At 73.8% G+C, this 26,617-nt stretch carries 19 protein-coding genes; 7 read left to right on the top strand and 12 right to left on the bottom strand.

Going from position 1 to position 26,617, the window contains the following annotated elements:
• Nucleotides 1-92: 92 nt before the first annotated feature.
• Nucleotides 93-1,583, bottom strand: a complete 1,491-nt coding sequence (locus FHX44_RS24200) for a sugar transferase (RefSeq protein ID WP_147257885.1) — start codon at nucleotides 1,581-1,583, stop codon at nucleotides 93-95.
• A 251-nt stretch (nucleotides 1,584-1,834) separates the two neighbouring features.
• On the opposite strand from FHX44_RS24200, the gene FHX44_RS24195 reads away from it, so the two are divergent.
• Nucleotides 1,835-2,758 carry a polysaccharide deacetylase family protein gene (locus tag FHX44_RS24195; protein WP_147257884.1) on the top strand — a complete coding sequence of 308 codons (924 nt, stop codon included), beginning with the start codon at nucleotides 1,835-1,837 and terminating at the stop codon, nucleotides 2,756-2,758.
• A gap of 182 nt (nucleotides 2,759-2,940) precedes the next feature.
• Here the strand turns inward: FHX44_RS24195 and FHX44_RS24190 are convergent, their stop codons facing one another.
• A complete protein-coding gene (locus FHX44_RS24190) occupies nucleotides 2,941-4,137 on the bottom strand; it encodes a glycosyltransferase family 4 protein (protein WP_170309011.1) in 1,197 nt (398 codons plus the stop codon).
• Nucleotides 4,138-4,483: 346 nt separating this feature from the next.
• Here FHX44_RS24190 and FHX44_RS42275 point away from each other — a divergent pair, with 346 nt between their 5' ends.
• Complete coding sequence (locus FHX44_RS42275; RefSeq protein ID WP_170309010.1) at nucleotides 4,484-5,527, top strand: hypothetical protein; 1,044 nt, start codon at nucleotides 4,484-4,486, stop codon at nucleotides 5,525-5,527.
• 40 nt (nucleotides 5,528-5,567) lie between these two features.
• Here the strand turns inward: FHX44_RS42275 and FHX44_RS24180 are convergent, their stop codons facing one another.
• The 4 genes from FHX44_RS24180 to FHX44_RS24165 all read right to left on the bottom strand — a co-directional run bounded on the left by FHX44_RS24180 (nucleotide 5,568) and on the right by FHX44_RS24165 (nucleotide 9,353).
• The gene (locus FHX44_RS24180) at nucleotides 5,568-6,167 is read right to left on the bottom strand and encodes an HNH endonuclease (RefSeq protein ID WP_147257882.1); all 600 of its coding nucleotides are present in this window, start codon (nucleotides 6,165-6,167) and stop codon (nucleotides 5,568-5,570) included.
• A 268-nt stretch (nucleotides 6,168-6,435) separates the two neighbouring features.
• Nucleotides 6,436-7,539: a cystathionine gamma-lyase gene (locus tag FHX44_RS24175; protein ID WP_147257881.1), complete on the bottom strand. Its 1,104-nt coding sequence runs from the start codon at nucleotides 7,537-7,539 to the stop codon at nucleotides 6,436-6,438.
• A gap of 105 nt (nucleotides 7,540-7,644) precedes the next feature.
• Nucleotides 7,645-8,643: an NAD(P)H-dependent glycerol-3-phosphate dehydrogenase gene (locus FHX44_RS24170; RefSeq protein WP_147261426.1), complete on the bottom strand. Its 999-nt coding sequence runs from the start codon at nucleotides 8,641-8,643 to the stop codon at nucleotides 7,645-7,647.
• A 2-nt stretch (nucleotides 8,644-8,645) separates the two neighbouring features.
• Complete coding sequence (locus FHX44_RS24165; RefSeq protein ID WP_147257880.1) at nucleotides 8,646-9,353, bottom strand: lysophospholipid acyltransferase family protein; 708 nt, start codon at nucleotides 9,351-9,353, stop codon at nucleotides 8,646-8,648.
• 60 nt (nucleotides 9,354-9,413) lie between these two features.
• On the opposite strand from FHX44_RS24165, the gene cofC reads away from it, so the two are divergent.
• The 3 genes from cofC (at nucleotide 9,414) to FHX44_RS24150 (ending at nucleotide 13,422) form a co-directional block, all read left to right on the top strand.
• Nucleotides 9,414-10,091 carry a 2-phospho-L-lactate guanylyltransferase gene (cofC, locus tag FHX44_RS24160; protein ID WP_246170557.1) on the top strand — a complete coding sequence of 226 codons (678 nt, stop codon included), beginning with the start codon at nucleotides 9,414-9,416 and terminating at the stop codon, nucleotides 10,089-10,091.
• Between the two features lie 95 nt (nucleotides 10,092-10,186).
• On the top strand, nucleotides 10,187-12,502 hold the full coding sequence (locus FHX44_RS24155) for an RNA degradosome polyphosphate kinase (protein WP_425469150.1): 2,316 nt from the start codon (nucleotides 10,187-10,189) through the stop codon (nucleotides 12,500-12,502).
• Between the two features lie 14 nt (nucleotides 12,503-12,516).
• Nucleotides 12,517-13,422, top strand: coding sequence for an NUDIX hydrolase (locus tag FHX44_RS24150; protein ID WP_147257879.1), 906 nt, complete (start codon nucleotides 12,517-12,519; stop codon nucleotides 13,420-13,422).
• A gap of 4 nt (nucleotides 13,423-13,426) precedes the next feature.
• On the opposite strand, the gene FHX44_RS24145 is transcribed toward FHX44_RS24150, so the two are convergent.
• The 6 genes from FHX44_RS24145 to leuC form a co-directional block, all read right to left on the bottom strand.
• Nucleotides 13,427-14,728: a lanthionine synthetase C family protein gene (locus FHX44_RS24145; protein ID WP_147257878.1), complete on the bottom strand. Its 1,302-nt coding sequence runs from the start codon at nucleotides 14,726-14,728 to the stop codon at nucleotides 13,427-13,429.
• The gene (locus tag FHX44_RS24140) at nucleotides 14,725-17,703 is read right to left on the bottom strand and encodes a lantibiotic dehydratase (protein ID WP_170309009.1); all 2,979 of its coding nucleotides are present in this window, start codon (nucleotides 17,701-17,703) and stop codon (nucleotides 14,725-14,727) included. Before FHX44_RS24140 ends, FHX44_RS24145 begins: the two co-directional genes overlap by 4 nt.
• A 40-nt stretch (nucleotides 17,704-17,743) precedes the next feature.
• On the bottom strand, nucleotides 17,744-17,881 hold the full coding sequence (locus FHX44_RS42270) for an FDLD family class I lanthipeptide (protein WP_170309008.1): 138 nt from the start codon (nucleotides 17,879-17,881) through the stop codon (nucleotides 17,744-17,746).
• Nucleotides 17,882-18,192: 311 nt separating this feature from the next.
• Nucleotides 18,193-18,696 (bottom strand): HU family DNA-binding protein, encoded by a 504-nt coding sequence (locus FHX44_RS24135; protein WP_147257876.1) that lies wholly within the window; start codon nucleotides 18,694-18,696, stop codon nucleotides 18,193-18,195.
• Between the two features lie 49 nt (nucleotides 18,697-18,745).
• A complete protein-coding gene (leuD, locus tag FHX44_RS24130) occupies nucleotides 18,746-19,339 on the bottom strand; it encodes a 3-isopropylmalate dehydratase small subunit (RefSeq protein ID WP_147257875.1) in 594 nt (197 codons plus the stop codon).
• On the bottom strand, nucleotides 19,339-20,751 hold the full coding sequence (gene leuC / locus FHX44_RS24125) for a 3-isopropylmalate dehydratase large subunit (RefSeq protein ID WP_147257874.1): 1,413 nt from the start codon (nucleotides 20,749-20,751) through the stop codon (nucleotides 19,339-19,341). The genes leuD and leuC overlap by 1 nt, the downstream gene beginning before the upstream one ends.
• A gap of 53 nt (nucleotides 20,752-20,804) precedes the next feature.
• Between leuC and FHX44_RS24120 the strand changes: the two genes are divergently transcribed.
• The gene (locus tag FHX44_RS24120; protein ID WP_147257873.1) at nucleotides 20,805-21,506 is read left to right on the top strand and encodes an IclR family transcriptional regulator; all 702 of its coding nucleotides are present in this window, start codon (nucleotides 20,805-20,807) and stop codon (nucleotides 21,504-21,506) included.
• A gap of 82 nt (nucleotides 21,507-21,588) precedes the next feature.
• Nucleotides 21,589-26,523 (top strand): AAA family ATPase, encoded by a 4,935-nt coding sequence (locus FHX44_RS24115; RefSeq protein WP_147257872.1) that lies wholly within the window; start codon nucleotides 21,589-21,591, stop codon nucleotides 26,521-26,523.
• Nucleotides 26,524-26,617: the final 94 nt, after the last annotated feature.

The raw sequence follows: 26,617 nt of genomic DNA, 5'->3' as shown, positions 1-26,617 counted from the left end.
GGATGGTTGCGGCGATGCGGTCCCCGACCGGCATTGATCGCTGCTGAGGTCGCGCGTGTGCGTCCGGTCGTTACGCCCCCGCGCCCGACCGATCAGTACGCCCCGTCGCCGTGCACCACCGCGCGCGCGGTCAGCAGGAGGATCCGGGCGTCGAGGGCGAGGGTCCAGTTCTCGACGTAGCGCAGGTCGAGGCGCAGCGTCTCCTCCCACGACAGATCGCTGCGGCCGCTCACCTGCCACAACCCGGTCATGCCGGGCTTGACCAGCAGCCGCCGCCACGCCTCGGCCGCGTAACCGGCGACCTCGGCCGGCAGCGGCGGGCGCGGGCCGACCAGGGACATCGACCCGCCGAGGACGTTGAACAGCTGCGGCAGCTCGTCGAGGGAGAACCGGCGCAGGAACTGACCGACCCGGGTGACCCGGGGGTCGCTGCGCATCTTGAACAGCGGCCCCGCGCCCTCGTTCCGCTCCAGGAGCTGGGCACGCATCTGCTCGGCGTTGGGCACCATCGACCGGAATTTGATCATCTTGAACTCCCGGCCGCCCACGCCCACGCGCGTCTGCCGGAAGAACACCGGCCCGCCGTCGAGCACCACGGCGATCGAGAGCGCGATCAGCAGCGGTGCTGTCACCAACAGGAGCAGCAGCGACGCGACCCGGTCGAGCATCCCCTTGAGCAGGCGGGATGCACCCGTGAACGTCGGGTGGGTCAGCCGAAGCAGCGGAAGCCCGTCCAGCGAGTCGACGTGCAGGCGCGGACCGGCGATCTCCATCAGGCCGGGCTCGACGACCAGCTCGGTCCCGGTCACCTCGAGGTCCCAGGCCAGCTGCTGGAGCCGTCGCGGTGACCACCCGGGTGCCTGCGCGACGCTGACGGCGTCGAACTCCGTGCTCCGTGTCAGACCGGCGACCGCATCGAGGTCACCGACCACGGGCACACCCGCCAGGTCCGGGCCACCGCGTTCACCGCGCCCGGTGGGCGTGCACGCGGCGATGATCCTCCAGCCTTCGTGGGGAGCGCGGCGGGTCTGCGCAACGAGTGCGGTGATGGCTTCCTCGGTGCCGACGGCGAGCACCCGCGCCAGCGCCTTCCCGGCCCGTCTCCGCCGGTGCAGCTCCCAGCGCAGCCAGAGCCGCCCGGCCGTCGCAAAGGCGCCCGCGATCGGGAGCACGCCGAAGACCCACGGCCGTCCGGCGGGGAGCTGGCTGGCGAGGCTGACGAGCGCGACGACGACCGCGCTGCCGAGGAACCCGCGCAACAGCCGGCTGAACTCGGCCGATCCGTGTCCGACCACCAGCGGGTCCCACGCCCGGGCCACCCCGAGGGCGCAGGCGGTGAGGCCGAGCACGACCGCTCCCATGACGAGGACGACCGGGAGGGGGGCGCTGCCCCACTGCGCGTAGAGCGCCGCCGAGACGACGACCGCGAGCAGGTCCGTGACGATCGCGGCCCGCCGGTAGCCTCGCTGCCACCGCTTTCGGGTGGGCGTCCGTTGCACCGGCTTCCGCGGCAGCTGCCGGTCGAGCGGCGGATGGATTGTCCGGGACAGCGGACGGTCGACGTGAACAGCGTCACTGCTCATGTGCTGCTTCCCCCCTCACGGACTCCCCGGTCCGACGCTCCAACGGGGTCGATCTCGGCGAGCCGGGCGTTAGCGGCACGGGCATCAACACCATTCCGGGCGAGTCGCGGGGGAACCTCGAGCAGCCACAGCCTCGGTGCCCGCGCCGCTCACCAGCTGTTCGCGTAACAGAAGGAGGCTGAGACGCGACGGCCATCCCGCCAGCGGCTCCGTCAGGCCGCAATGACCGGCCGGATCGGAGTGGGAGAGGCATGCAGCAGCGCGAGGGCGGCCGACTGGTCGTGTTCGGATGGCACAACGTCGAGCCGACCTGGTACTTCGCCCCCCGGAGAGGATCCGGGCCCCACGGACTCACCCAGCAGCTGCGGCTCCTACGGACGTTCGCGAACGTCCTGCCACTCGAGTCCGCGCTGGCGGACCTCACCGCGGGACGCCCGCTGCCGCCGCGCGCCGTCGCGCTCACCTTCGACGACGGTTATCGCGACAACCTCACCGTCGCCGGGCCGATCCTGCGCGATCTGGGACTCCCGGCCACCTGCTTCCTCGTGCCGGGGCTCCTGTCCAGGACCACCAGGGCGTGGTGGGAGGAGCTGGCGCACGCTGTGGCGAACGCCACAGCCAACGAGATCGTCTGGAAGCAGCAGAAGTATCCGCTGCGCACCACGGCCGAGCGGCGCGCGACGCTCTCACCGCTCGCGCAGGCTCTGAAGGATCGGGACCGCACGTCACGGGAGGCCGCGGTGGACGAGGTCGTCGAGCTGCTCGCCCCGCGCCGCCGCTACCACGTCGACGAGACCTTCATGGACTGGGACGAGGCGGCGCGGCTGCGTGACTACATGACGATCGGGTCCCACTCGCTGCACCATGCGATCCTCGCCCAGGAGGACGACGACGCGCAGACGGCCGACCTCTGCTCGGCCCGGGCGCAGCTGCAGGACGGGCTCGGGGTCGAGGCGCCCGTCCTGGCGTATCCCAACGGCAGCGCGAGCGACTACGGAACAGGCACGTTCGAGGCGGCGCACCGCGCGGGGCACTCGCATGCGGTGACCACACGGCCGGGAGTGAACAGGGCCACCACTCCGCGGTACGAGGTCCGGCGGATCATGATGAACCCGGAACGGGGGGCCGTCGAGCTCACGAAGATCCTCCGGGACGCCGTGGCCGGAGGCCGATGACGCGCAGGGCGACGTCACGGGGAGGCAGTTCAGGACTCCGCAATTGCCACCGGGACGAGGTGGCACCCCATCGGGCCGTTCCTGAGTCACCGTCTCACCCACCGCGGTATGCACCTCGGCGACTTGCTCGCATTTCGCCGTGTCCTACACCGCGGCGCACATACCCCGCGATCCGAACCGGCTCAGTCCGGCAGCCGTCCACCAGTTGTTGCTGCCGCACGTGGCGCCGACGGCGATCGGCGGGCCGGCGGCGGGGGGATGCCGCAGGCGCGCTGGTAGACCCCGATGGTCCTCGTCGCGACGCGCTCGGAGTGGAACCGCTCGCGCGCCACGTCGCGCGCGCGCCGCGCCAGCCGATCGCGAAGACCGTCGTCGCCGATGACCTGCAGCAGCCGTGCCGCCAGGTCATCGGGACGGTCCGGCTCGACCAGGAACCCACTCTCACCGTCGTCGATCTGATAGGGCATGCCGCACCGGCTCGAGGCGATCACCGGAACACCGGCGGCCATCGCCTCCTGCACGGCCAGCGGCGCGTTCTCCTCGACCGACATCAGCACCGAGACGCTGGCGCCGGCCAGCTCGCTGAGCACGGCGTCGGTACTCAGCTGGCCGAGCAGGACGACCGCATCGTCGAGCCCGTGCTGGCGGATACGCGCGCGGACCGCCTCGGCGTAAGCGGGGACCGGCTGCGGACCGGCGAGCCGCAACGTGGCGCGCAGGCCTTGCGCTCTCGCCCGCGCGAAACCGTCCACCACAGCAAGCGTGTTCTTCCGCGGCGAGATCGTCGCGGCGCAGAACACCTGCGCCGCACCGTCGGTGCGTCGGACGTCGAAGAATGCATCGGCGATGGGATTGTCGATGTTGTGCACCGCGCCGGTCGCGATACCGGTCAGCCGTTCACGCACGTACGGGCTGATGGAGATGATGTGCGGATAACGCGCCCACGCGCGCGTCTCGATCCGTTTCCAGAGCAGTGCGCGCGGACGGGCCAACGAGGTACCCGAGACCCGGGTGTCGGCATGGATGAAACCGTGAATCGTCAGTACGCGCGGCGTGCCGATCGGCTCCATCATGATCCCGTAGGTGTCGTGCGCGTGCACGACGTCGGGGCGGAGACCGCTGACATATTCGCGCAGGCGGCGGGCGTCTCGCCCGAGCACCCCCGAGAGCAGGCGCGGGGCGGTCCACGGCAACCGGTGAATGCGCGCCGCACCCCAGTCATCGACCTGCACCGCGTCGACGCCCCCGGTCGTCACGATGTGGAGGTCGAGATCGCGACGATCCCGCAGAGCGCCGCAGAGCACCACGCTCACACCCTCGACACCGCCGCGCGGCGCGCCCGGATCGACCGGGAACGCCGTGACGAATACCAGCCTCACGCGAGTCACATTAGCCCCGCTTGTCCTGGCCTACAAGCTCGCCGGCTTCGTCGTTCACGCCCCTTGCTCGAATCTCTGCGGATTTCACTCGACGTTCTCCGGACGAAATCGGTTGGCGAATGCAGGCGGGAGCCAGCGACGCGATTCGGATCGCCCACGGGGTAGATCGGGAGGCGTCTCGACCGATCGACCGGACGACGGGCTCGACCTGATCCAAGATGATCTGCGCCGCGGGTTCGCGGGCCGCGCTCGTAACGGTGCCTGCTCAACCGTCGACATGCCGGATGGAGCTCCCCAGCCCCCGGCCACCCATCCGGCCGCCCCCTGACGTCGAGGGGTCACCACCTTGCGCAGCACCACCCTCGGGCACCGCGGCCTGATCCCCGTCGGCCGCGCGCTCGCCATCGACCTGCTCGTGCTCGCCGCCCTGTTCACGGGCGCCGTGCTGCTCGGTGTCCTGATCCACGGCCGGCACGCCGTCGCCCACGAGGCCGTCGGCGTGCTGGCGCTCGCGGCCGGGCTCGCCGCCGCCATCCTGCTCGCCGCTGTGGCCGGGCTCACCGGCAGCGCGCGCACCGGACGGATCGCGGGCGCCGTCGCCCTCTACGCGGGCGTGGCGCTGCTCGTGCGGGCCGCAGGCCTCGCGGACCCGATGAACATCTGGGTGCTGGCCGGTTCCGTCGCGATGCTCGGCGCCCTCGGGATGCTCGTGCTGGCGGTGCGCGGGCCGGTCACGGGGCGGGCCGGGCGGTGGGCGGCGGGCGCCGTCGGCGGGCTCACCGTGGCGATCGTCGCGGTGATCGGCGCCGTCGCCGTCGCGCTGCCCGGGCGGATGCCACCGGCATGGCTGGTGGCCACGCTCGACGTCGTCGCGTGGTCCGGTGCCGGCGCCGCCGGGATCATCGCGCTGGGTGCCGGCGCCCGGTCGCGACGTGCGCTGATCCGCCGCACCGGGATCGCCTTCGCCACCCTGTCGGCCGCCCATGCCGTGCGGATCATCGCGGGCCTACCGCCCGGGTCCGACCCCGGTGCGATCGACGCCGCGCTCGAGGTCACCGCCGTCGCGATGCTGCTCGTCGCCGCGGTCGCCTTCTTCGTCGCCGTCCTGCGCGGCCTGCGTACGCATGCGGCTGTGCCGGCTCCGGCCCCGGTCGACCCCGTCGAGCGCTCTCACGACCGCCGGGACGCCGACGCCCCGAGCCCGCTCGGCTCCGTCACCGTCGGCCCGGTCACGGACGGGATCCGGATCCTCACGCCTGCGCTGGTGGCCGGCGAACCCGCCGAGGGCCACGACCGCGCCGGTGGACCCCCACGCCGCTTGACCCGGACGAACCCCCACCGCCGCGGCCGCCCCGACCGCGGCCGCCCACCGGGCCGCACCCGCGACTGACCCCGCACCGCGACACGCGCGCACCGCAACTCGCGGCGGATCAGGCCGCGCGCTCCCCCAGCCACGGTTCCCAGGACGGCAGCGGTTCGACGGCCAGCACCAGGATCCCGCCTGCGGCGCGGTCGGGCGCCCGCGGCGTGACGGCGAGCGTCCAGCCGAGCTCCTCGATCAGCCGGTCTGCCTTCTTCGAGTTGCAGGTGCGGCAGGCCGCGACGCAGTTGGCCCAGGTGTGGGCGCCGCCCCTGCTGCGCGGGACGACGTGGTCGATCGTGTCGGCCCGCTTGCTGCAGTAGGCGCAGCGGCGCCCGTCGCGGCGGAGCACGCCGGCGCGGGTCATCGGCACGGCGTGCCGGTAGGGCACCCGGACGTAGCGGGACAGGCGCATCACCGATGGCGCGGGGATGGTGAGGGTCTCGGAATGGAAGGCGGCGCCGCCGCGGGTTTCCTCGACGCACTCGGCCTTGCCGGTGAGCATCAGGACGATGGCGCGCTTCGCCGTGACGACGGCGAGCGGCTCGAAGGTGGCGTTGAGAAGCAGGACCCGGGACCCCTTCGGGACCGCGCTCGGGTGCCGCGCGATCCCCGGTGCCTCCCCTGGATCGGGGTCGGCACCGATGGGGTCCGGTTGTCGGTGCTTCACGCGACCACCTCCCTGCCGCAGATAAGACCACAGCGGAGCGGCTTACGCACGTGTGATAGTGGACCGACTTTCCGATCACGCGGTCGGCGGCCGGGACCGCTAGTGCTTCCCGCCGGAGGTTCGTCGGGGGTATCGGGGGATCCAGCTTCTCGCTGGGCGTGGCGGCGAGCAGCCCTCGTACCGGGCGTACTCGGGCTGTTCGCCGCTGCGTCCAGCGTGGAGCTGGGCCGCCGAGACCCTCGGCGAACCTCCGGCGGGGAGCACTAGGTCAGCGGGTGATTGAGTCCAGCGCCGCGCGTACGTCGGAGACCAGGTCCGACTCGTCCTCGCAGCCCGCGGAGAAGCGCAACAGCCCGGGCGCCACGTCGTCGCCCCAACGCCGCCGGCGATCGACGGTGCTGCGCAGGCCGCCGAAGCTGGTGGCCGAGCCGATCAACCGCGAGGCGGCGAGGAACTCCCCGACGGCCGCCTCCGACGCGAGTGTGAATCGCAGCACTCCGTTCCAGCGCCGCATCTGCCGCGACGCCACGGCGTGCGCGGGATCGGCCGGGTCGCCGGGCCAGCGGACGTCGGAGACCGCGGGGTGCGCGCGCAGCACCGGGACGAGGGCGGCGGCGTTGCGCGCCTGCCGCTCGAGCCGCAGGTCGAGGGTGGCGAGGCCGCGGTGGGCGAGCCACGACTCCATCGGCCCGGGCACGGCGCCGCCGCGCGAGCGCGCCTCCCGCAGCCGCGCGACGAGCTCGGGGTCGCGCGCGCTGACGTGGCCGAGCACCACGTCGCCGTGCCCGGCGAGTGCCTTCGTGTCGGAGGCGATCACCAGGTCGGCGCCCAGCTCCAGCGGGCGCTGCCCGAGCGGCGTCGCGGTGGTGTTGTCGACGGCGAGCAGCGCGCCGGCCGCGTGGGCGGCCTCGGCCGCCGCGACGATGTCGGCGACGTCGAGCCCCGGGTTGGACGGCGTCTCCAGCAGCACGAGCGCCACGCCGTCCAGCGGCGGCAACGGGGCGGCCGTCGGTGTCTCGCGCACCTCGACGCCCAGCGGCGCGAGCTCCCCGTGCGCGAGCGAGCGCGCGAGGTAGTAGCCGTCGGAGGGCAGGACCAGCGCGCCGTCGGGGGCGGCCAGCCGCAGGACGGCGGCGATGGCGGCCATCCCGGACGCGAAGACCACGCACTCGCCGCCGTCGAGGTCCCCGATCGCGGCCTCGAGCGCCCGCCAGGTGGGGTTGTCGGAGCGGCCGTAGAAGTCGGCCGGCGTCGGTTCGGACGGGAGGCCGAGGTGGAATGTGGACGAGAGCACGGGCCCCGGATGCATCGGCGCCCCGGTCTCACCCGCTGGGTGCCCCCCGTGCACGCATCGCGTGCCATCCCCGATCACGCCGGCACCCTACGTTCCGCTCTGACCCCGGACTTCACACACCTGCTGTCTGCTTCACACAAGGCCGGCCTTGTGTGAAGCCAGCACGCGGTTCGTGAAGTGCCCTCACTCGGGGCGTGGGGCCCTGCTGATCAGCTCCTTGCCCATCTCCGCCGCCGAGAGGCCCTCGTGGCAGACCCGCCGCACGGCGTCGGCGATCGGGAGCTCAACACCCAGCCGGTCGCCCAGGGCGCAGATCGACTTGCACGACTTCACACCCTCGGCCACCTGCCCGTGGTTGGCCGCCTCGGCCTGGGCGAGGGACTCGCCGCGGCCGAGGTGCTCGCCGAAGGTCCGGTTGCGCGACAGCGGCGAGGAACAGGTGGCCACGAGGTCGCCGAGCCCGGCCAGGCCGGCGAACGTCAGCGGGTCGGCACCGAGCGCGGTGCCCAGCCGGGCGGTCTCGGCGAGCCCGCGCGTGATCAGCGACGCCATGGTGTTGTCGCCGAAGCCCATCCCGGCTGCGATGCCGCACGCCAGCGCGATGACGTTCTTGCCGGCGCCGCCCAGCTCGCAGCCGATGACGTCGGTGTTGGTGTAGGAGCGGAAGTAGCCGGTGGTGCATGCCTGTTGCAGCTCCACCGCGCGGTCGTGGTCGGCGCAGGCGATCACGGTGGCGGTCGGCTCCTCCGCGGCGATCTCCCGGGCGAGGTTGGGCCCCGAGACCACGGCCACCTGGTCGGCGGGCACGTCAGCGACCTCCCTGATCACCTCGCTCATCCGCAGCAGCGTGCCCAGCTCCACCCCCTTCGCGAGGCTCACCAGAGTGCGGCCGGGCGGCAGCAGGTGGCGCCAGCCCGCGAGGTTGGCCCGCAGCGTCTGGGACGGGACGGCGAGCACCACCGCGTCGGCGCCGTCGAGCGCCTCCGCGGGATCGGACGTGGCCGTCAGCAGCCCCGGCAGGACGATCCCGGGCAGGTAGTCGGGGTTGGCGTGGCGCTCGTTCACCGCGGCGGCCACCTCGGGACGGCGGGCCCACAACCGCACCTCGCGCCCGGCGTCCGCCATGACCTTCGCGAACGTGGTGCCCCACGAGCCGGCGCCGAGCACGGCGACGCGACGCACCGTCACGAGGCGGTCCTCCGGTAGAACTCCTCGGGGGCCGGCTCGCCCCGCACCTCGGCGAGCAGCTCGCGCACCCTCGTCATGATCAGGTCGGTGACCTCGCGCAGGACCGCGGCGTCGACCGGGCGGTCGCGGTAGGCGGAGAGGTCGACGGGCTCCGCGCACCGCACGACGATCGGCTTGCGCGGCAGCGGTCGGAACTTCTTGTTGTACCCGTCCAGCACCTCGCGCGTGCCCCAGTGGACGAAGGGCACCACCGGCACGTCCACCGACAGCGCCAGCCGGGCGACGCCGGTGCGCGCCTGCATCGGCCAGCCGTCGGGATCGCGAGTGATCGTGCCCTCGGGGTAGATCACCACGACCTTGCCCTCCTGGAGCGCGCGCGTGCCGTCGCGCAAGCTCTGCTGCGCGTCGGCCGAGTCCCGGTAGACCGGGATCTGGCCGCTTCCGGCGAGCGCCCAGCCGAGCACCGGCGTGCGCCACAGGCTGTGCTTGGCGAGGAACCGCGGCACCCGGCGGGCCCGGTGCACGACGAGCCCGCTGAAGATCGGGTCGAGGTGGGAGACGTGGTTCGCGACCATCAACGCGCCGCCGGACGGCGGTATGTGTTCCTTGCCCTCGAACCGGGAGCGGGCCACCAGCCAGCTGATCGGATAGAAGAAGACCGCGCAGAACGCGATCCAGAACCCGCCCCTCTCTCGCCTGACCACGCCCAGAGTCTTCCTGGCGCGGCTCCCGAGGTCCACTACCGGGTCAGGCACGATGGAGAGGTGACCTCGATCGACAGGGCGTCCGTGGACCTCGTCGTCCCCGTCAAGCCGCTCACCAAGGCGAAGTCCCGGCTCCGCGGTGCCGCGGACGGCGGCATCGGCGAGCCCCGCGCCCACGCCCGGCTGGCGATGGCCCTCCTGCGCGACACGATCGACGCGGTGCGAGCCGCCCCTTCCGTCCGGCACCTGCTGGTGGTCAGCTCCGACCCCGTCGTGGCCGCCGAGCTGGGCGTCTTCGGAATCGACGTCGCCCCGGACGGCCCGGTGGCCGGCCTCAACCCCGCGTACGACCGCGGCGCCGCCCTGCTGCGCGAACGCGACCCCGCCGCGGTCGTCGGCGCGTTGCAGGCCGATCTCCCCGCCCTGCGCCCCGACGAGCTCGGCGAAGCGATCGAGGCCGCTCTCGGCCTGTTCGCGGCCGGCGCGCGGCGGGCCTTCGTCGCCGACGCAGAGGGCACCGGCACCACCTTCCTGCTCGCCGCCCCCGGGGTGGCCCTCGACCCGCTGTTCGGGGCGGGTTCGGCGCGCCGGCACGAACGGTCGGGCGCCCACCCCCTCCTCGGGGAGTGGCCCGGCCTGCACCGCGACGTCGACACCGCCGCCGACCTGCGCGAGGCCGCCGCACTCGGCCTCGGCGAGCACACGAGCTGCGCCCTCGCCCTGATCCCGGGCTGCTGATCCCGTCCCGAGCAGCACGGTTCGCAACCAACCGTTCACTCCGATGTCCGCACGGACTCGACACATGACGGGTGCGGTGGGGAACAATCGGCGACGTGGTTGACGACTCGGGTAGGACCAAGGCGAACGGCTCGGGCGAGGTGACCACCCCTCGTCGGGCCCGGTCGGCGCGCAGCGCGCCCCGACCGTCGACGCGGCGGGTCAGTCCGGCCGGCACCACCACCACGAACGGGGTGACCGCCCCGGCCGCGCCTGCCACCGGCGCCCGCACGGCGAACGCGCCAACAGCGGCCGCGGTGCCGGTGAGCCCGCCTGCGCGCACCCGCGCCCCGGTCTCGGAGCTGCCGGAGGACCGCTACTTCAACCGCGAGCTGTCCTGGCTGGACTTCAACGCCCGGGTGCTGGCCCTCGCCGAGGACCCGAGCCAGCCGCTGCTGGAGCGCGCCAAGTTCCTGGCGATCTTCGCGTCGAACCTCGACGAGTTCTACATGGTCCGCGTCGCGGGCCTGAAGCGCCGCGACGAGACCGGGCTCGCCGTGCGCAGCGCCGACGGCCTCTCCCCCCGCGAGCAGCTGGCCCGCATCTCCGCGCGCACCCAGGCGATCCAGGTGGCGCACGCACGGGTGTTCCTCGACCACGTCCGGCCCGAGCTGGAGGCGCAGGGGATCCGCATCCTGCGCTGGGCGGACCTGTCCGACGACCAGCGCGCGCGGCTGTCGGCCTACTTCTCAGCCCAGGTGTTCCCGGTGCTCACGCCGCTCGCGGTCGACCCGGCGCACCCGTTCCCGTACATCTCGGGGCTCTCGCTGAACCTGGCCGTCACCGTCCGCGACCCGGACGGGCGCACCGAGCGGTTCGCGCGCGTCAAGGTGCCCAACAACGTGCCCCGGCTCGTGCGCGTCGACACCGAGGACGACACAGTCACGTTCCTGCCCATCGAGGACCTGATCTCCGCGCACCTCGGGGAGCTGTTCACCGGCGTCGAGGTGGCCGAGGTGCACGCGTTCCGGGTCACCCGCAACGCCGACCTCGAGGTCGAGGAGGACCGCGACGAGGACCTCCTGCAGTCGCTCGAGCGCGAGCTCGCCCGCCGCCGGTTCGGCCCGCCGGTGCGCCTCGAGGTCACCGACACCATGAGCGAGCACGTGCTGGAACTGCTCCTGCGCGAGCTCGACGTCGACCCGCACGACGTCGTCACCGTGCCCGGTCTGCTGGACCTCACCGCCCTGTGGGCCGTGCACGCGGTCGACCGGCCCGACATCAAGGACGACCCCTGGGTGCCGGCCACCCACCCCGCCTTCGCGGACCGGGAGACCCCGCGCAGCGTCTTCGCCACGCTGCGGGAGGGCGACGTGCTCGTGCACCACCCGTACGACTCGTTCTCCACGAGCGTGCAGCGGTTCATCGAGCAGGCGGCGTCCGACCCGAACGTGCTCGCGATCAAGCAGACCCTCTACCGCACGTCCGGCGACTCGCCGATCGTCGACGCCCTCATCGACGCCGCCGCGGCCGGCAAGCAGGTCGTCGCGCTCGTCGAGATCAAGGCGCGGTTCGACGAGCAGGCCAACATCCGCTGGGCCCGTGAGCTGGAGAAGGCGGGAGTGCACGTCGTCTACGGGCTGGTGGGACTGAAGACCCACTGCAAGACCTCGCTCGTGGTGCGCCAGGAGGGCTCGACGATCCGCCGCTACTGCCACATCGGCACCGGCAACTACAACCCCAAGACCGCCCGGCTCTACGAGGACATGGGCGTGCTCACGGCCGACCCGACGATCGGGGCCGACCTCACCGACCTGTTCAACTCGCTCACCGGCTACTCCCGCCAGACCTCCTACCGCAGCCTGCTCGTGGCGCCCTACGGCGTGCGGCGCGGGATCGTGCGCCGCATCGAGGACGAGATCGAGGCCAAGCGGGAGGGCCGCGACGCCGGGGTCCGCATCAAGGTCAACTCACTGGTCGACGAGCAGGTGATCGACGCGCTCTACCGGGCGTCGCAGGCCGGTGTGCCCGTCGACATCCTGGTGCGCGGCATCTGCGCGCTGCGCCCCGGCAGGCCGGGGCTCTCGGAGAACATCCGGGTGCGCTCGATCCTCGGCCGGTTCCTCGAGCACTCGCGGGTCTTCCACTTCGCCGCCGCCGACGAGTATTGGATCGGCAGCGCCGACATGATGCACCGCAACCTCGACCGGCGCGTCGAGGTGCTGCTGCGGGTGGCCGAGCCGCGGTTGTCCAAGCAGCTCGGCGACATGTTCGACTCCGCGCTCGACCCGGCCACCCGGTGCTGGACGCTGCATCCGGACGGGCCGTGGGAACCGTCGCCGCCTGCCGGCTCGGACATCTCCCACGTGCGCGACCACCAGGCCGAGATGATGGTCCGCCACGCCGCCAGCTCGCCGACGGACACCGAGTGACGGCGCCTCGCGTCATGGAACCCACCGCGGCGGACGTGCTCGCCGCAGGCGCGGTGCTGTGGCGCGCCGGAACGCACGGCGTCGAGATCGCGCTCGTGCACCGGCCGAAGTACGACGACTGGTCGTTCCCGAAGGGCAAGCTCGACTCGGGCGAGACGATGCCGTTCGCCGCCGTCCGGGAGATCGCCGAGGAGACCGGCCAGGCGTCGCGGCTCGGCCCGCTGCTCGGCGACGTCCGCTACTCCGTGCCGGAGGGCGGCAAGCTGGTGCGGTACTGGGCGGCGGAGGCCCGGCGCGGCGAGTTCACGCCGGGAGCCGAGACCGACGAGCTGCGCTGGCTGGACCCGCCGTCCGCCATGGAGCTGCTCTCCTATCCGCACGACCGCGACGTCCTGCACCGCTTCGCGGAGACCGGTCCGCCGTTCTCGGTGATCGCGCTCGTCCGGCACGGGAAGGCGGGCAGCCGCAGCCAGTGGGACGGCGACGACGCGTTGCGCCCGCTCTCCGGGTCCGGCCGGGAGCAGGCCCTGCAGCTCGACGGGCTGCTCGGGCTGTTCGGCCCGGACCGCGTGGTCTCCGCACCCCTGGTGCGCTGCCGCGACACGGTCGTGCCCCTCGCCGACCGGCTGTCCCTGCCGATCGGTGAGGAGCCGCTGCTCGGCGAGAGCGGCTACCGGGCGGATCCCGCGGCCGCCCTCGCCCGCTTCCGGGCGCTCGCCGCGGCCCCCGGCGTCACCGTCGTGTGCAGCCAGGGCGGGGTGATCCCCGAGCTCGTGGGGACCCTCGCCACCAGCGCCGGTCTGCCCGGGGTCGACCCGGGCGACGTGCCGGCGAAGAAGGGCAGCACCTGGCTGCTCACCTTCGGCCCCGACGCCACACTCCGAGCCGCCGACTACTACGTGCACCCGACCGGCAGCTGATCCTCTAGCTCAACATCAGCGGGGCGTCCCAGACGTCCGGGCCGACCGTGCCGGGGTGGTGGGCGAACGTCGCGAGCACGAGCGCCACGCCCGCCGCGCCCTGGAGCAGGCCGGGTTCGTCCACACCGACGACGCGTCCGGCTCGGGTCCGGTGCGCGTGGCGGAAGCCGAACGGCGCCGTGCGGTCGAGGTCGTAGAGCACCCGCTGCGCGAGCAGGCCCGCCGCGTTCAGCAGCACCGGGTCCGGGTCGCGTTCGCTGACGCGCAGCACGACCTGCAGGAGCCCGGCCGCGCCGTGGCAGATCGTCGGCCCGACGAGGTCCGCCTCGGACCACGGGCGCAGCGCCGCTCCCCGCAGCGCCTGCACCGCCGTTGCGCACAGCATGCGGTCACCGAGCGCGATGCCGGCCAGGTGCAGCGCGCGGGCGACGCCCGCCGTGCCGTAGCACCAGGCCGCCTTGACCGCGTCGGGGACGACCGGCTCGTCCCCGATCTCCTGCGCGAACCCGATCCGGGACGGCCACATCGGCCCGTGCTCGTCGCGCACGGCCCGGCGCAGCAGCCAGTCCACGATCGTGCGCATCGCATCGGGCATGCCCTCCACCCGGTGCCCGCGGTCGTGGGCCAGCGCCATCAGCGCGAGGGGCCCGGCGATGCCGTGCGCGAGGCCGACGTCCAGGTACCCCTGCGGGAACTCGACGCAGTCCCCGGGCCGGCACCACCATCCCGGGACGGCCGCGTCGTGCGCGGTGACGGGGCGGGTGCACGCGACGAGGTGGCCGAGCGCGGTGTGGAGCGCCTCGGAGCTGCGGTCGTCGCCGAGCGCCAGCAGGAGCCTGCCCTTGCCCGCGAGCCCGCTCACCACGTCGTAGTCGGCGACCGCGAGGCCGGGGCCATCGTGTGCGACCCGCCGGGCCTGCGCCTCGACCTGATGCGTGCAGGCCACCGCCACCGCTTCGGCGAGCGTGCGGAGGAGCTTCGGGTAGCCGCCGTGGACGCTTCCGTGCAACACGGCCGCGGGCACGAGGTCCGCTCCCGCTCCACCCGATGCCGCCGCCATGTGGGCGTGCGTGGCCGCGGCCCACGACGGGTCGGCGACCGACATCGTCGCGTGCAGGAGCGCGACGCCCGGGTGGCCGAGCAGCAGCGAGGAGGCGTCCCACACCGGGTGGCCCGCCGGGCGTCGGGCACGGCGGGCCGAGGCGGCGACCGGCTCTGGGGAGCGGAGCCGGTCGGCCACCTCGACGGCCACGGTGATCGCGCGCCGGCGCAGGTCCGGCGACACGGCGAGCGGGAGCGCGGTCACCGCCCGTGCCTCACCCGGTTCGCCCGCACGACCAGCGCCCGGTGCAGGAGCGCGTAGACGCCCCGTTCCCGGGCGCGGTCGACGCCGAAGAGGCGGTTGCAGTGCATGTGCGCGAGGCCGGCGCCGATGTGCGCCAGCCGTTCGGGAGTGCACCCGGTGCGCTCGAGCGTGGCGGCGTACGCCGCCAGTGCGCCGCGCCGGAAGCCGCCGGGGGCGACGAGCCGTCCGCCGGACGCCGGGAGGAGGTCGGCGAGCCGCCCACGCCGGGCTGCGGGCACGGCGTGCCGGTCGGCCACCGGCACCGCAGCGGCGAACCGCGCGAGCACCCCGCCCGAGGGATCCAGCCCGACCAGCAGGTCGTGCACGCTCGCCGCAACCCGCACGTCGGCGTCGTCACCGTCCAGGTACCGGGTGAGGGTGAGCGAGAGCGCGCTGTCGGCGTGGAACACCCGCTCGGCGTCGGCCATCGCCTCCGGCCCTCCGTAGCGCTCGACCTCGGGGTCGTAGCTGTCGAGCACGGCCGTGATCAGCAGCCCGTCCTGCCGCAGCCGCGTGGCCCAAGCGTGCAGGCGGGGCAGCAGCTCGCCCCACAGACCGTCCGGCTTGCCGTGCAACCGCAGCCGCAGGTGCGGGTCGGGGTCGCGGTAGCGCACGTAGAACCAGCCGTCGACGCCCGCCGCGGACAGCGCTGCCTCGTCCACCAGCTCGGGAAGGCGGGAGCGCAGCAGGGCCCGCTGCGCGGGCTCGGTGGCGTAGAGCTTCGCGTAGAGCCACTCGCCGCCGGGCAGCTGGAGCAGGTCCGACTCGCGCCGCAGCACCGGCCGGGCCACCACCGGCGCCGCGGGCTCGGCACGCCTGCGGAGCAGCTGCACCACCACCTCGCAGGTGTGCGTGCCGTGCGGGCCGCGCAGCCAGCCCGCGTCGGTGGGCGCCTCGAGCACCACGAGCTGCGGGTGCCTGCGCAGCTCGTCGCGGAACACGAGCTGGTGCAGCGGGTCGTCGAGGTCGACGGGGATGTGGTTGTCGGCGACCGTCAGCCGGACGTGCCGCGGTACGTCCCAGCGCTCCCGCCACCCGGCGAGGCACCGGACCCACCGATCCGCCGGGAGCGCCGCATCGCCCAGCTCGGCGGGCGGCGACCAGCGGGCGGGTGCGAGCACGGTGCGCCCGTGGCGGACCCGGGGCAGGTACGGCGCGGCGGCGAGCACACCCCAGCTCCACGGCCCGCACTGCGGCGTGTCCTGCCCGCCCAGCTCCAGCAGGAACCGCGCGACCGGCGGCAGGTGCCCGCTGCGGGGGTTGAGCATCGAGCCGGACACCGGGGCGATCCGGGTGCCGGTCGCCGTGTCCACCAGGCGGAGCCGCTGGGTGGTCGCGGTGACCGCGAGCCGGTGCAGCGGCAGGTCGGTCACCGACCCGTCGACCGTGCCGGGCGCCAGCGGGATGCGCAGCGGCAGCCGCTGCGGGACCGCCGCGACGTTCGCCGAGCGCGGTACGAGCGGGCGGAAGGCCACCTGCGCCGCCCGCACGCCGTCCGCGGGCGCGCCGGCGCGCACCAGGTCGGTCAGCTCGGCGTCCAGCTCGGGGAGCAGGTGGGCGAACCGGGCCACGGTGGTGCCTGCGAGCGCCGAACCGAGGCTCTGCCCGACGACGAGGCGGAAGTCGCCCGCGAACAGCCGCTCCCAGCCGTCGGCCAGCACTTCGACGCACAGCTCCATGGACGGCGGGGCGGGCTCGTCCTCGGCAAGCCGGTCGATCAGGGCGTCGTCCAGGACGATCTCGGCGCGCCGCTCGCGGGCCGCGGCCAGCAGCTCGGCGGCCAGCACCGGCGTGCGCTCCTCGTCGGCACCGGGTGCGGACACCGCCTCGTCCCACCGCGGCAGGCCGAGGCCCGTGTCGGCCAGGAGCTCGGCGACGGGCACGGCCCGCTCGGTGCCGTACCGCTCGAGGAACCGCTCGTGGTAGCCCGGCAACCACGGGGCGGCGACGGGCGCGGACAGCCGCCACAGCGCGGTGGCGGCCCGCTCGGCCTCGCGGGCGACCTCGTCCGGGAGGGTGAGATCCACGTCGAGGCGCAGGTCGGTCTGCACCGGCGACGCGTCGTCGCCCCTGTGCAGCCGCAGCATGCGCTCGGTGGCCGGCCTCCCGGCGCGCAGATCGGTGTCGATCCCCCGCAGCTGCGCGAACAGCTCGTGCGCATCGCCACCCGCGGCGAGCACGTGCGCGAGGGGATCGGTGCAGTCCGCGGGTGGATCGAGGTCGGTGAGCAGCGCCCCGAGCTCGACGAGCCGCCGCAGCACCGGCTCGAGCTCGCCCCGCTCGACGTGGAAGCGGCCGGCGAGACCGGCGAGGAGCTCGGGCCAGCGCACGGGCGTGGCCGCGGCCTCCAGCGCCGCGCGGACGACCGGCGTGAACCGGATCGACGCCTCCCGGCGCCGGCCGCCGGGCTCCGCGGGCCGCGCCGGGAGCAACAGCCGCCCGTCGCGCACCGACCGGACCGGGGTGGCGACGACGGTCGCCCGGGCCAGCACCGCGGGCACGGCGCGCACGCGGCCCAGCAACCCGTCGAGCCAGGCCGCGTCCGGACGGCTGACCGGCGCGTGCCGGTCCCCCGCCCGCAGCGCCGGACGCTCCCCGAACCGCACGGGTGCGACGCCGGCGAGGAGCCCGAACGGCGTCGCCCGGCCGGTCAGCCGCAGGTGGTACTTGGTGAGCGCGACGACGGCGCGCCGCAGGTCCTTCGCCTTCACCGGCGCTCCTGCGGCGATCGCCCGCACGTCCCGCGCGAGGCTCGGGCTGGCGGCGTCGACGGCCGCGAGGAGCTGCTCGTCGGCGGTGAGGTCGAGCAGACGTTCCCGCAGCCACACCACCTCGTCGGGCGGGGGCGGGAGGGCCGCCCGGCCGGCCCGGCGCGGCGCAGCCGCGGCCCGCAACAGGCCCACGGCAGCACTCGTGAAGACCGATTTCCGGGTCATGCCCGTTCCTCGTCGCATCGGACCGGCCGGACGGACATGATCACTTCCGGCAGGGCCAGAAGATGGTGGTGCAGATGTCGGTCACGCCGGTCTTCTGCGCGGACATCTCCGACTCCACGATCTCCGCGACCTCGAGATCCAGGTCGAAGTCGGCAGGGGCGAGCGTCTCCGTCGGCATCGTGCTGTCTCCGATCCTCGGTGATGGGTTGAGCGGCGCCGCGTCCATCACAGTAAGGATCGTTCAACGATCCGACAAGACGTTGATCCTTCGATCCTCCGAGGCTAGGGTCGCGCGGGCAGGACGGGGATATCTGCCTGCCCACGCAGCCGTTGTCGGCTCACGCTGCCGATCGGACGGGGAGCGCAGGCGGAGACGGGGTGCGTCAGCGAACGATGCCGGGACAGCACGGCGCGCTCGTCCGCCGAACGCGTTGGCGGCCGCAATCGGCTGTCGTGCACCGAGCGGCCGATCACGCCAGAAGCGTCGCCCTACTTCTTCGCCTTGGCCTTCTTGCCCTTGCCGGCCTTGTCCTGGTCCTTCTTGTCCTGGTCCTTCTTGTCCCGGCCCTTGCCCTTGGACTCCTTGGCGGCGGGCTTCGCCTCCTTGGCCTTGGCCTCGGCTGCCTTGCCACCCTTCGGTTGCTTCGCCGGCGCGGCTGCGGTGGCAGCGGATGCGGCGGGCGCGGACGCGGCGGCCGGCGCGGAGCCGTTCGGCTGCGCCACCGCCCCGACCGCGGCCCGGAACCCGGCGCCGGGACGGAAGGCCGGCACGGTGGTGGCCGGCACGGCCACGGTCTCGCCGGTGCGCGGGTTGCGGGCGGTGCGGGCGGCCCGCGCGCGGCTCTCGAAGACCCCGAACCCGGTGAGCGTCACCGTCTCGCCGGAGCGGACCGTCTCGACGACCGTCTCGAGCAGCCCGTCGACGGCTGCCGCGGCGGTGCGCCGGTCCCCGAGGCGCTCGGCGAGCGCGTCCACGAGCTGCGTCTTGTTCATGGGTTCACGGTAGAACCCGTTCCGGACGCCGCCGGAGGCGGCACGCCGGTCAGACCTGCGCAGTCGTGGGCAGCCGGCCGGGTCGGGTGGCCTCGAAGGAGGTGATCTCGTCCACGTGACGCAGTGTGAGCCCGATGTCGTCCAGGCCCTCCAGCAGCCGCCAGCGGGTGTAGTCGTCGATCTGGAACGGGACGGTCAGGTCGCGCGCCTGCACCGTCTTCTCCTCGAGGTCGACCGTGACCTCGACGCCCGGCTCGTTCTCCAGCAGCTTCCACAGCAGCTCGACGTCGGGCTGGGCGACCTGCGCCGCCACCAGGCCCTGCTTCGCCGAGTTGCCGCGGAAGATGTCGGCGAACCGGGAGGAGATGACGACGCGGAAGCCGTAGTCCATCAGCGCCCAGACCGCGTGCTCGCGGGACGAGCCGGTGCCGAAGTCGGGCCCGGCGACGAGCACCGAGCCGCGGGAGAACGGCTCCTGGTTCAGGATGAACGACTCGTCGTTCCGCCATGCCGAGAACAGGCCGTCCTCGAAGCCGGTGCGGGTGACGCGCTTGAGGTACACCGCAGGGATGATCTGGTCGGTGTCGACGTTGGAGCGGCGCAGCGGCACGCCGATCCCGGTGTGGGTGCGGAAGGCTTCCATCAGACCAGGTCCTCCGGGCTGCTCAGGGTGCCCCGCACCGCCGTGGCCGCGGCCACCAGCGGGGACACCAGGTGCGTGCGGCCGCCCTTGCCCTGGCGGCCCTCGAAGTTGCGGTTGGACGTGGACGCGCTGCGCTCACCGGGCGCGAGCTGGTCGGGGTTCATGCCGAGGCACATCGAGCAGCCCGCCGAGCGCCACTCGGCGCCGGCTGCGCGGAAGACCTCGTCGAGACCCTCGGCCTCGGCCTGGAACCGCACCCGCATCGAACCGGGCACCACCAGCATGCGGACGCCGTCGGCCACCTTGCGACCCTTGATCACATCGGCCGCGGCGCGCAGGTCCTCCATCCGGCCGTTGGTGCACGACCCGACGAACACCGTGTCGACCCGGACGTCCCGCAGCGGGGTGCCGGGCTCCAGCCCCATGTAGGTGAGCGCCTTCTCGGCGGCCACGCGCTCGTTCTCGTCGACGATCTGCGCCGGGTCCGGCACCCGCTCCGCCAGCGGCAGGCCCTGGCCGGGGTTCGTGCCCCAGGTGACGAACGGGGTGAGCGCGTCGGCGTCGATGTCGACCTCGGCGTCGAACACCGCGTCGTCGTCGGTGCGCAGCTCGCGCCACGCCGCCACGGCCTCGTCCCAGTCGGCACCCTTCGGCGCGCGGTCGCGGCCCTTCAGGTACTCGAACGTGGTGTCGTCCGGAGCGATCATGCCGGCGCGGGCGCCCGCCTCGATGGACATGTTGCAGATCGTCATCCGGGCCTCCATCGAGAGGTTCTCGATGACGTTGCCCCGGTACTCCAGCACGTAGCCCTGGCCGCCGCCGGTGCCGATCTGGGCGATGATCGCCAGCACCACGTCCTTGCTCGTGACGCCAGGGCGCAGCTTCCCGTCCGCGGAGTTGACGTTGATCGCCATCGTCCGGAACCGCTTGAGCGGCAGTGTCTGCGTGGCGAGGACGTGCTCGACCTCGGAGGTGCCGATCCCGAACGCCATCGCGCCGAACGCGCCGTGCGTGGACGTGTGGCTGTCGCCGCAGACGACGGTGAGGCCGGGCTGGGTGAGGCCCAGCTGCGGGCCCACGACGTGCACGATGCCCTGCTCGGCGTGGTTCATGGGGTACAGCGGCACCCCGAACTCGGCGCAGTTCTTGCGCAGCGTCTCCACCTGGGTGCGCGACACCGGGTCGGCGATCGGGAGGTTCGTGTCGATCGTCGGCACGTTGTGGTCCTCGGTGGCCACCGTGAGGTCGGGCCGTCGCACCTTGCGCCCGGCGAGCCGCAGCCCGTCGAACGCCTGCGGGCTGGTGACCTCGTGCACCAGGTGCAGGTCGATGTAGAGGAGGTCGGGCTCCTGCCCCTCTCCCTTGCGGACCAGGTGCTGGTCCCAGACCTTCTCGGCCAGCGTTCGTCCCACGGCGGCAGCCTCCTCGCTGGACGTCTCACATTTCGGGAAGTTAGTATCGGCTCGTGAGACAGCATAGCGGCATCGGCGTGCTCGACAAGGCCGTGGGGGTGCTGCGGGCCACGGCTGCCGAGCCCTGTGGCCTCGCCGAACTGTGCGAGCGCACCGGGCTGCCCCGGGCCACGGCCCATCGGCTCGCCGTCGGACTGGAGGTGCACGGGCTGCTGCACCGCGGCACCGACGGCCGGTGGCGGCCGGGGCCCGCGCTCGCCGAGCTCGCCGCCGGGGGCGTCGACCCGCTGCTCGAAGCGGCGGGCGCCGTGCTGCCGAGGCTGCGCGACATCACCGGCGAGAGCGTGCAGCTCTACCGCCGCGACGGGATCCACCGCATCTGCATCGCCGCCGCCGAGCCGGCCAGCGGCCTGCGCGACACCGTCCCGGTGGGCACGCGCCTGCCGATGACGGCCGGTTCGGGCGCGAAGGTGCTGGCCGCATGGGCCGAGCCGGCGGTCCAGCGCGCCGTGCTCGCGGAGGCCACGTTCAGCGACCGCGTGCTGGTCGACGTCCGCAGGCGTGGCTGGGCGCAGAGCGTGGCGGAGCGCGAGTCCGGGGTCGCGAGTGTGTCGGCGCCGGTCCGCGACGGCACGGGTCAGGTCGTCGCCGCCGTCTCGGTGTCGGGGCCGGTCGATCGCATCGGCCGCCGCCCCGGCGTACGGTGGGCCGCCGATCTGCTCGCCGCCGCCGAGGCGTTGCAGCACCGCCTCTAGCGGCGAGGGCCACTAGCTCCCGGGGCTCGGCACAGGGCACAGTCGTCCCGTCGGGGAGCGTCCGACCACGTGGAGGCTCGGGATGGAGGCAGGCGCGAAGCCGCCGGACCGAGATCCACCTGCACCCCACGACACCGTGCACGAGAGCGAACGCACCCGCATCACCCGGCTCGTCCTGTCCGGACGCACCGTCATCTGCAAGGAACCGCTCGGGCCGGACGCCGACCGCCGGCGGCGCCATGAACGGGCCGTACTCGAGCGGCTACGTGGCGTGCCGGGCGTCGCACAGCTTGTGACCTCCCCGAACGACCAGGACGCGATTCTGCTCGCGGACGGCGGCGGCACGAGCCTCGCGGAGCACCCGTTGCCGCTGGCCCCCGGCGAGCTGGTCGGGCTCGCGGCGGAACTGGCACGGGCGGTGGCCGGGATGCACGCGCGCGGCGTGATGCACCGCGACATCGCGCCGGCCAACATCGTCCTCTCCCGCGACGGTGCCCCGTGCCTGGTGGACTTCGCCCTGGCGACGTCGCTCGCCGAGCTCCGTCCCGAGTTCACCCATCACACCGAGATCCTGGGAACGCTCGCGTACATCGCGCCGGAGCAGACCGGACGCACCGGCCGCGCGGTCGATCAGCGCGCCGACCTGTACGCGCTGGGCGCCACCCTGTACGAGCTGGCGACTGGCGAACCGCCGTTCGGTTCCGGTGACCCGCTGCGTCTCACCCACGACCACCTGGCTCGGGTGCCGGCACCGCCCGCGGAGGCGAACCCGGCCGTACCGCCGGCGCTCTCGGCGATCATCCTGCACCTGCTGGAGAAGGAACCCGACAACCGCTACCAGTCGGCCGAGGGCGTGCTGCACGACCTGGAGCAGCTGCGGGCGGGTACCGGCCCGCAGGAGATCGGCGAGCGCGACGTCCCGCTGCGGCTCCCGCCACCCTCGCGCCTGGTGGGCCGCGACGACGAGGTCGCGGTGCTGCGGGCGGCGTTCGAGGAGTCGCTGGCGGGTGGCTGTCGCGGGGTGCTGGTCAGTGGCGCCCCCGGGGTGGGCAAGACGGCGCTGGTCGATCAGCTGCGGTCCGAGGTCACCGGAAGCGACGGCTGGTTCGTGGCCGGCACGTTCGACCAGTACCGGCGAGACCTGGAGTTCAACGCCGCGTACCAGGCGTTCCGGGCCTTGGGCCGGTTGCTGCTGGCCGAGCCGGAGAGCGAGCTCGTGGACGTCCGTGGGCGGCTGAGCGAGGAGCTGGGCCCGAACGCGCCACTGATCGCGGCGATCCTGCCGGAGTTCGCCGCCCTGCTGGCGACGCCGCCCGACCCGGGCGATCCGTTGTCCTCCCAGGTGCGGACGCAGCGCGCGGGCGCCGCGATCCTGCGCGCGATCGCGTCGCGGGACCGGCCGGTCGTGGTGTTCCTCGACGACCTGCAGTGGGGTGATCGGGCCCTGCTCGGCCTCGTCGACCTGGTGCTGAGCGAGGAGCGCGTCGACGGCGTGCTGCTGGTCGCCGCGTACCGCGAGACCGAGGTCGACGCGGCGTACCCGCTCACACCGCTGCTGTCGCGGTGGCGCGAGCAGAACCGGGTGCGGCACCTGCGCCTGGAGAACCTGCCCGGGTCGGGCTCCGTCGCGATGGTCGCGGAGATGCTGCACGTGGACCGGCGCGCGGCGGCCGACCTCGTCGACCTCATCGACGCGCGGACGGCGGGCAACCCGTACGAGATCGTGGAGCTGCTCAACGCGCTCCGCCGCGACGGGGTGCTCACGCCGACGGCCGCCGGGTGGCAGTGGGACGAGCCGGCCGTGCGCGCCCGCCTGGACCGGGCCGAGGTCGCCGGCCTCCTCGCGGCGCGGGCACGGGCGCTCCCGCAGCCCTCGCGCGAGCTGGCGGAGGCGATGGCGTGCCTGGGCGGGCGGGTCGAGCTCACCGTCCTGCAGGCCGCGACCGGAGATCCCGCGGCAGTGGTCGAGGAACGCCTGGCGCCCGCCCTCGGCGAGGGCGTTCTCGTCGCGGAGCCCGGAACGCGCACGGGGGGTGGGCCCGAAGGGCTGGGGGACGGGAAGGACGAGGCGGTGCGGTTCCGGCACGACCGCATGCGCGATGCGGTGCTGAGCGGGCTGAACGCCCGGCGACGACGCACCCTCCACCTGACGATGGCGCGGCGGCTCGCCGGAGTACCGGAGCTGCACGCGGTGGCTGCGGAGCAGTACCTGCCCGTGATCGACGCCGTCACCGGCCCCACCGAGCGGCGAGACGTCGTGCGGCTGCTGCGCCGCGCCACCGACCAGGCCTGGTTGGTCGGGGACTACGCGATGGCGGACCAGCTCCTGACGGCCGCGCTGAACCTGGTGGAGCCGGACGAGGCCGCCACCCTGGTGGAGCTGCACGTCGGCCGCCACCGGGCGCTGTACAGCATGGGCCGCCTGGAGGAGGCGGACGCGGAGTTCCGCACGATCGACGGTTCGGCGCCGTCGGCGACCGCCCGCGCGCTCGCGACGGCCGTGCAGGTGAGGAGCCTGACCCACCGGAAGCGCTTCGCGGACGCCGCCTCGTTGGGCGTCGCCTCGCTGCGCGAGCTGGGCATCACCGTGCCGCCTGCCGACCGGCTCGACGGCGAGCTCGACCGCCAGTTCGACCACCTCTACCGGTGGCTCGACAGCGGGACCGACGACACGGCCCGCCCGGCCATCACCGATCCGAGGCTGCTCGCCGCGACGCACGTGCTCAACGCGCTGCTGCCGACCACCTATTACAGCGACCACGCGATGTTCGGTTGGCTCTCGCTCGAGGCGGTGCGGATCTGGCGCCGGCACGGCCCGAGCCCCACCCTCGTCGGCCCGGTGAGCATCGCCGCGTTCAACGCGATCGCGCTGCGCGGGGACACCGAGGCCGGATACCGGGCCGTGCTGCGTGTACTCGCGCTCGGCGAGGCGCGGGCCTACGAGCCGGGAACGTCGCAGGCGCGCTACGTGTTCGCGTGCCTCGCATGGTGGCGCGAGCCGATCGAGAACGGAGTCGGCTCGGGCCGGCGCGCCATGGAAGGGCTGGTCGCTGGCGACGACCTGGCCAACGCCGGGTACTCCCTCTACGCCACCGTGCCGAACCTGCTGGACTGCGCGCCTTCTCTGGACTCGTTCGTCGAAGAGGTGGAGGCCGGGCTGACGTTCGTGCGGCGGACCGGCAGCGAGGAGATCGGCCAGTGGCTCGGCAGCTACCGCTGGCTGGTCGACGTGCTGCGCGGGGAAGGTCCCGGTCCCGGCGGTCGGGCCGCTCCCGTCGACAGGTTCGCCGACAACCCGGTCGCGCTGCTCGTCGCGCATCTGACCAGGGGGATCGCCGCCGCGGTCTTCGGCGACGCGGACGGCCTGGCCGAGCACGCCGCCGCCGCGATGCCGCTGCTGCCCGCGGCGCTCGGCCTCTACCCGACCGCGGTGGCCCACCTGTTGCATGGGCTCGCACTCGCCGGGCAGGTCCGTGCTGCCGGCGCGGACGAGCGGATCGGCCTGCTGGCCGAACTCGACGACGTGACGCGCTGGCTCGGGGCGCGCGCCGCGGACGCGCCGGACAACTTCCTGCACCTGCAGCGGCTGGTCGAGGCCGAGCGGGCATGGGCGATCGGGGACTTCCGCACCGCCGCGGTCGCCTTCGACGCCGCGCGCCGCGAGGGCGCGCGGCGGCAACGACCGTGGCACCAGGCCCTCATCACGGAACGAGCGGCCCGATTCTCCATCGAGAACGGCCTCGACCACACCGGGTACGAACTGCTCTCCCAGGCCCGCGCGCAGTACGCCGCGTGGGGCGCCACCGCGAAGGCCGGCCGGCTGGACTGGGCCTACCCTGCCGTGCTGCCACCTGCCGGCCTCCCCGAGCGACGCTCCACGGTGACGTCCGGGACGCTCGACCTGCTCGGCGTCCTGTCCGCGTCGCAGGCGCTGAGCTCGGAGACCGGCGTCGAACGGCTGCACACCCGCGTGGTCGAGGTGCTCAGCGCGATGACCGGCGCCACCGAGGTGCACCTCCTTTTCTGGAACGACGACCGGAACGACTGGGTCCTGCCCGCGCCGCAGACCGGCGCCACCGGCCCCGCGGTCCCGACCTCCGTGCTCCGGTACGCCCGGCGGCTGCGCGAGCCGCTGGTCGTCGCCGACGCCACGCGCGACGACCGGTTCGCCCGCGACCCCTACTTCGCCGGCCTCGGCTGCTGCTCCCTGCTGGCCATCCCCGTCCTCAGCCAGGGCGCCCTCCGCGCCGTGCTGCTGCTGGAGAACCACCTCATCCGCGGCGCGTTCACCGCGGATCGGCTCGACGCGGTCACGCTCATCGCAGGCCAGCTCGCCGTCTCGCTGGACAACGCCCAGCTGTACGCCGAGCTCAGCGCGTCTCGGGCGCGGCTCGTCGCCGCGGCCGACCACGAGCGCAGGCGGATCGAGCGCGACCTGCACGACGGTGCGCAGCAGCGGCTGGTCTCCCTCGCGCTCCACCTCGACGCGGCACAGGCCGCCGTTCCGCCCGATCTCGACGCACTCGCGGCGCACCTGCGGCACGCCGTCGCCGAGGCGAACGGCGCCGCCGACGAGCTGCGCGAGACCGCCCGCGGAATCCACCCGGCGATCCTGGTGGAAGGTGGCCTCTCTCCCGCGCTGAGGATCCTGGCCAGGCGCGCGCCGATCCCGGTCGACCTCGACATCCGCACCGAGGGCCGCCTCCCGGAACAGGTCGAGGTCAGCGCGTACTACATCGTCGCCGAGGCCCTGACCAACGCGGCCAAGCACGCACGGGCCTCGAGCGTCACCGTCATCGCGGAGGCCGACCCGGCCCGTGCCGTCCTGCGCATCATCGTCCGCGACGACGGAACGGGGGGCGCCGAGCTCACGCGGGGCACCGGCCTGGTCGGCCTCAAGGATCGCGTCGAGGCGATCGGCGGCCGGGTCCGCGTCGACAGCCCGCCGGGTGCGGGTACCAGGTTGAGCGCCGAACTACCGCTCAGCGCGGTGGGCGGCTCCGTCACCTCCCGCTAGTACCGATCGCGCGACCTGCCCGGCCATCATCCGAGTGGGCCGCTAACGTGATCGAACACCGGCTCGATGTGCACAGAGAGTCGCCACGGATGAA

Source organism: Pseudonocardia hierapolitana (assembly GCF_007994075.1).
Taxonomy (GTDB): Bacteria; Actinomycetota; Actinomycetes; order Mycobacteriales; family Pseudonocardiaceae; genus Pseudonocardia; species Pseudonocardia hierapolitana.
This window is presented reverse-complemented; position numbering and strand designations above follow the sequence as displayed.

Coding starts and splice junctions, on each gene's coding strand:
- FHX44_RS24200 (WP_147257885.1), bottom strand. CDS start 1,583: ATGAGCAGTGACGCTGTTCACGTCGACCGTCCGCTGTCCCGGACAATC.
- FHX44_RS24195 (WP_147257884.1), top strand. CDS start 1,835: ATGCAGCAGCGCGAGGGCGGCCGACTGGTCGTGTTCGGATGGCACAAC.
- FHX44_RS24150 (WP_147257879.1), top strand. CDS start 12,517: ATGGAACCCACCGCGGCGGACGTGCTCGCCGCAGGCGCGGTGCTGTGG.
- FHX44_RS24140 (WP_170309009.1), bottom strand. CDS start 17,703: ATGACCCGGAAATCGGTCTTCACGAGTGCTGCCGTGGGCCTGTTGCGG.
- FHX44_RS42270 (WP_170309008.1), bottom strand. CDS start 17,881: ATGCCGACGGAGACGCTCGCCCCTGCCGACTTCGACCTGGATCTCGAG.
- FHX44_RS24135 (WP_147257876.1), bottom strand. CDS start 18,696: ATGAACAAGACGCAGCTCGTGGACGCGCTCGCCGAGCGCCTCGGGGAC.
- leuD (WP_147257875.1), bottom strand. CDS start 19,339: ATGGAAGCCTTCCGCACCCACACCGGGATCGGCGTGCCGCTGCGCCGC.
- FHX44_RS24115 (WP_147257872.1), top strand. CDS start 21,589: ATGGAGGCAGGCGCGAAGCCGCCGGACCGAGATCCACCTGCACCCCAC.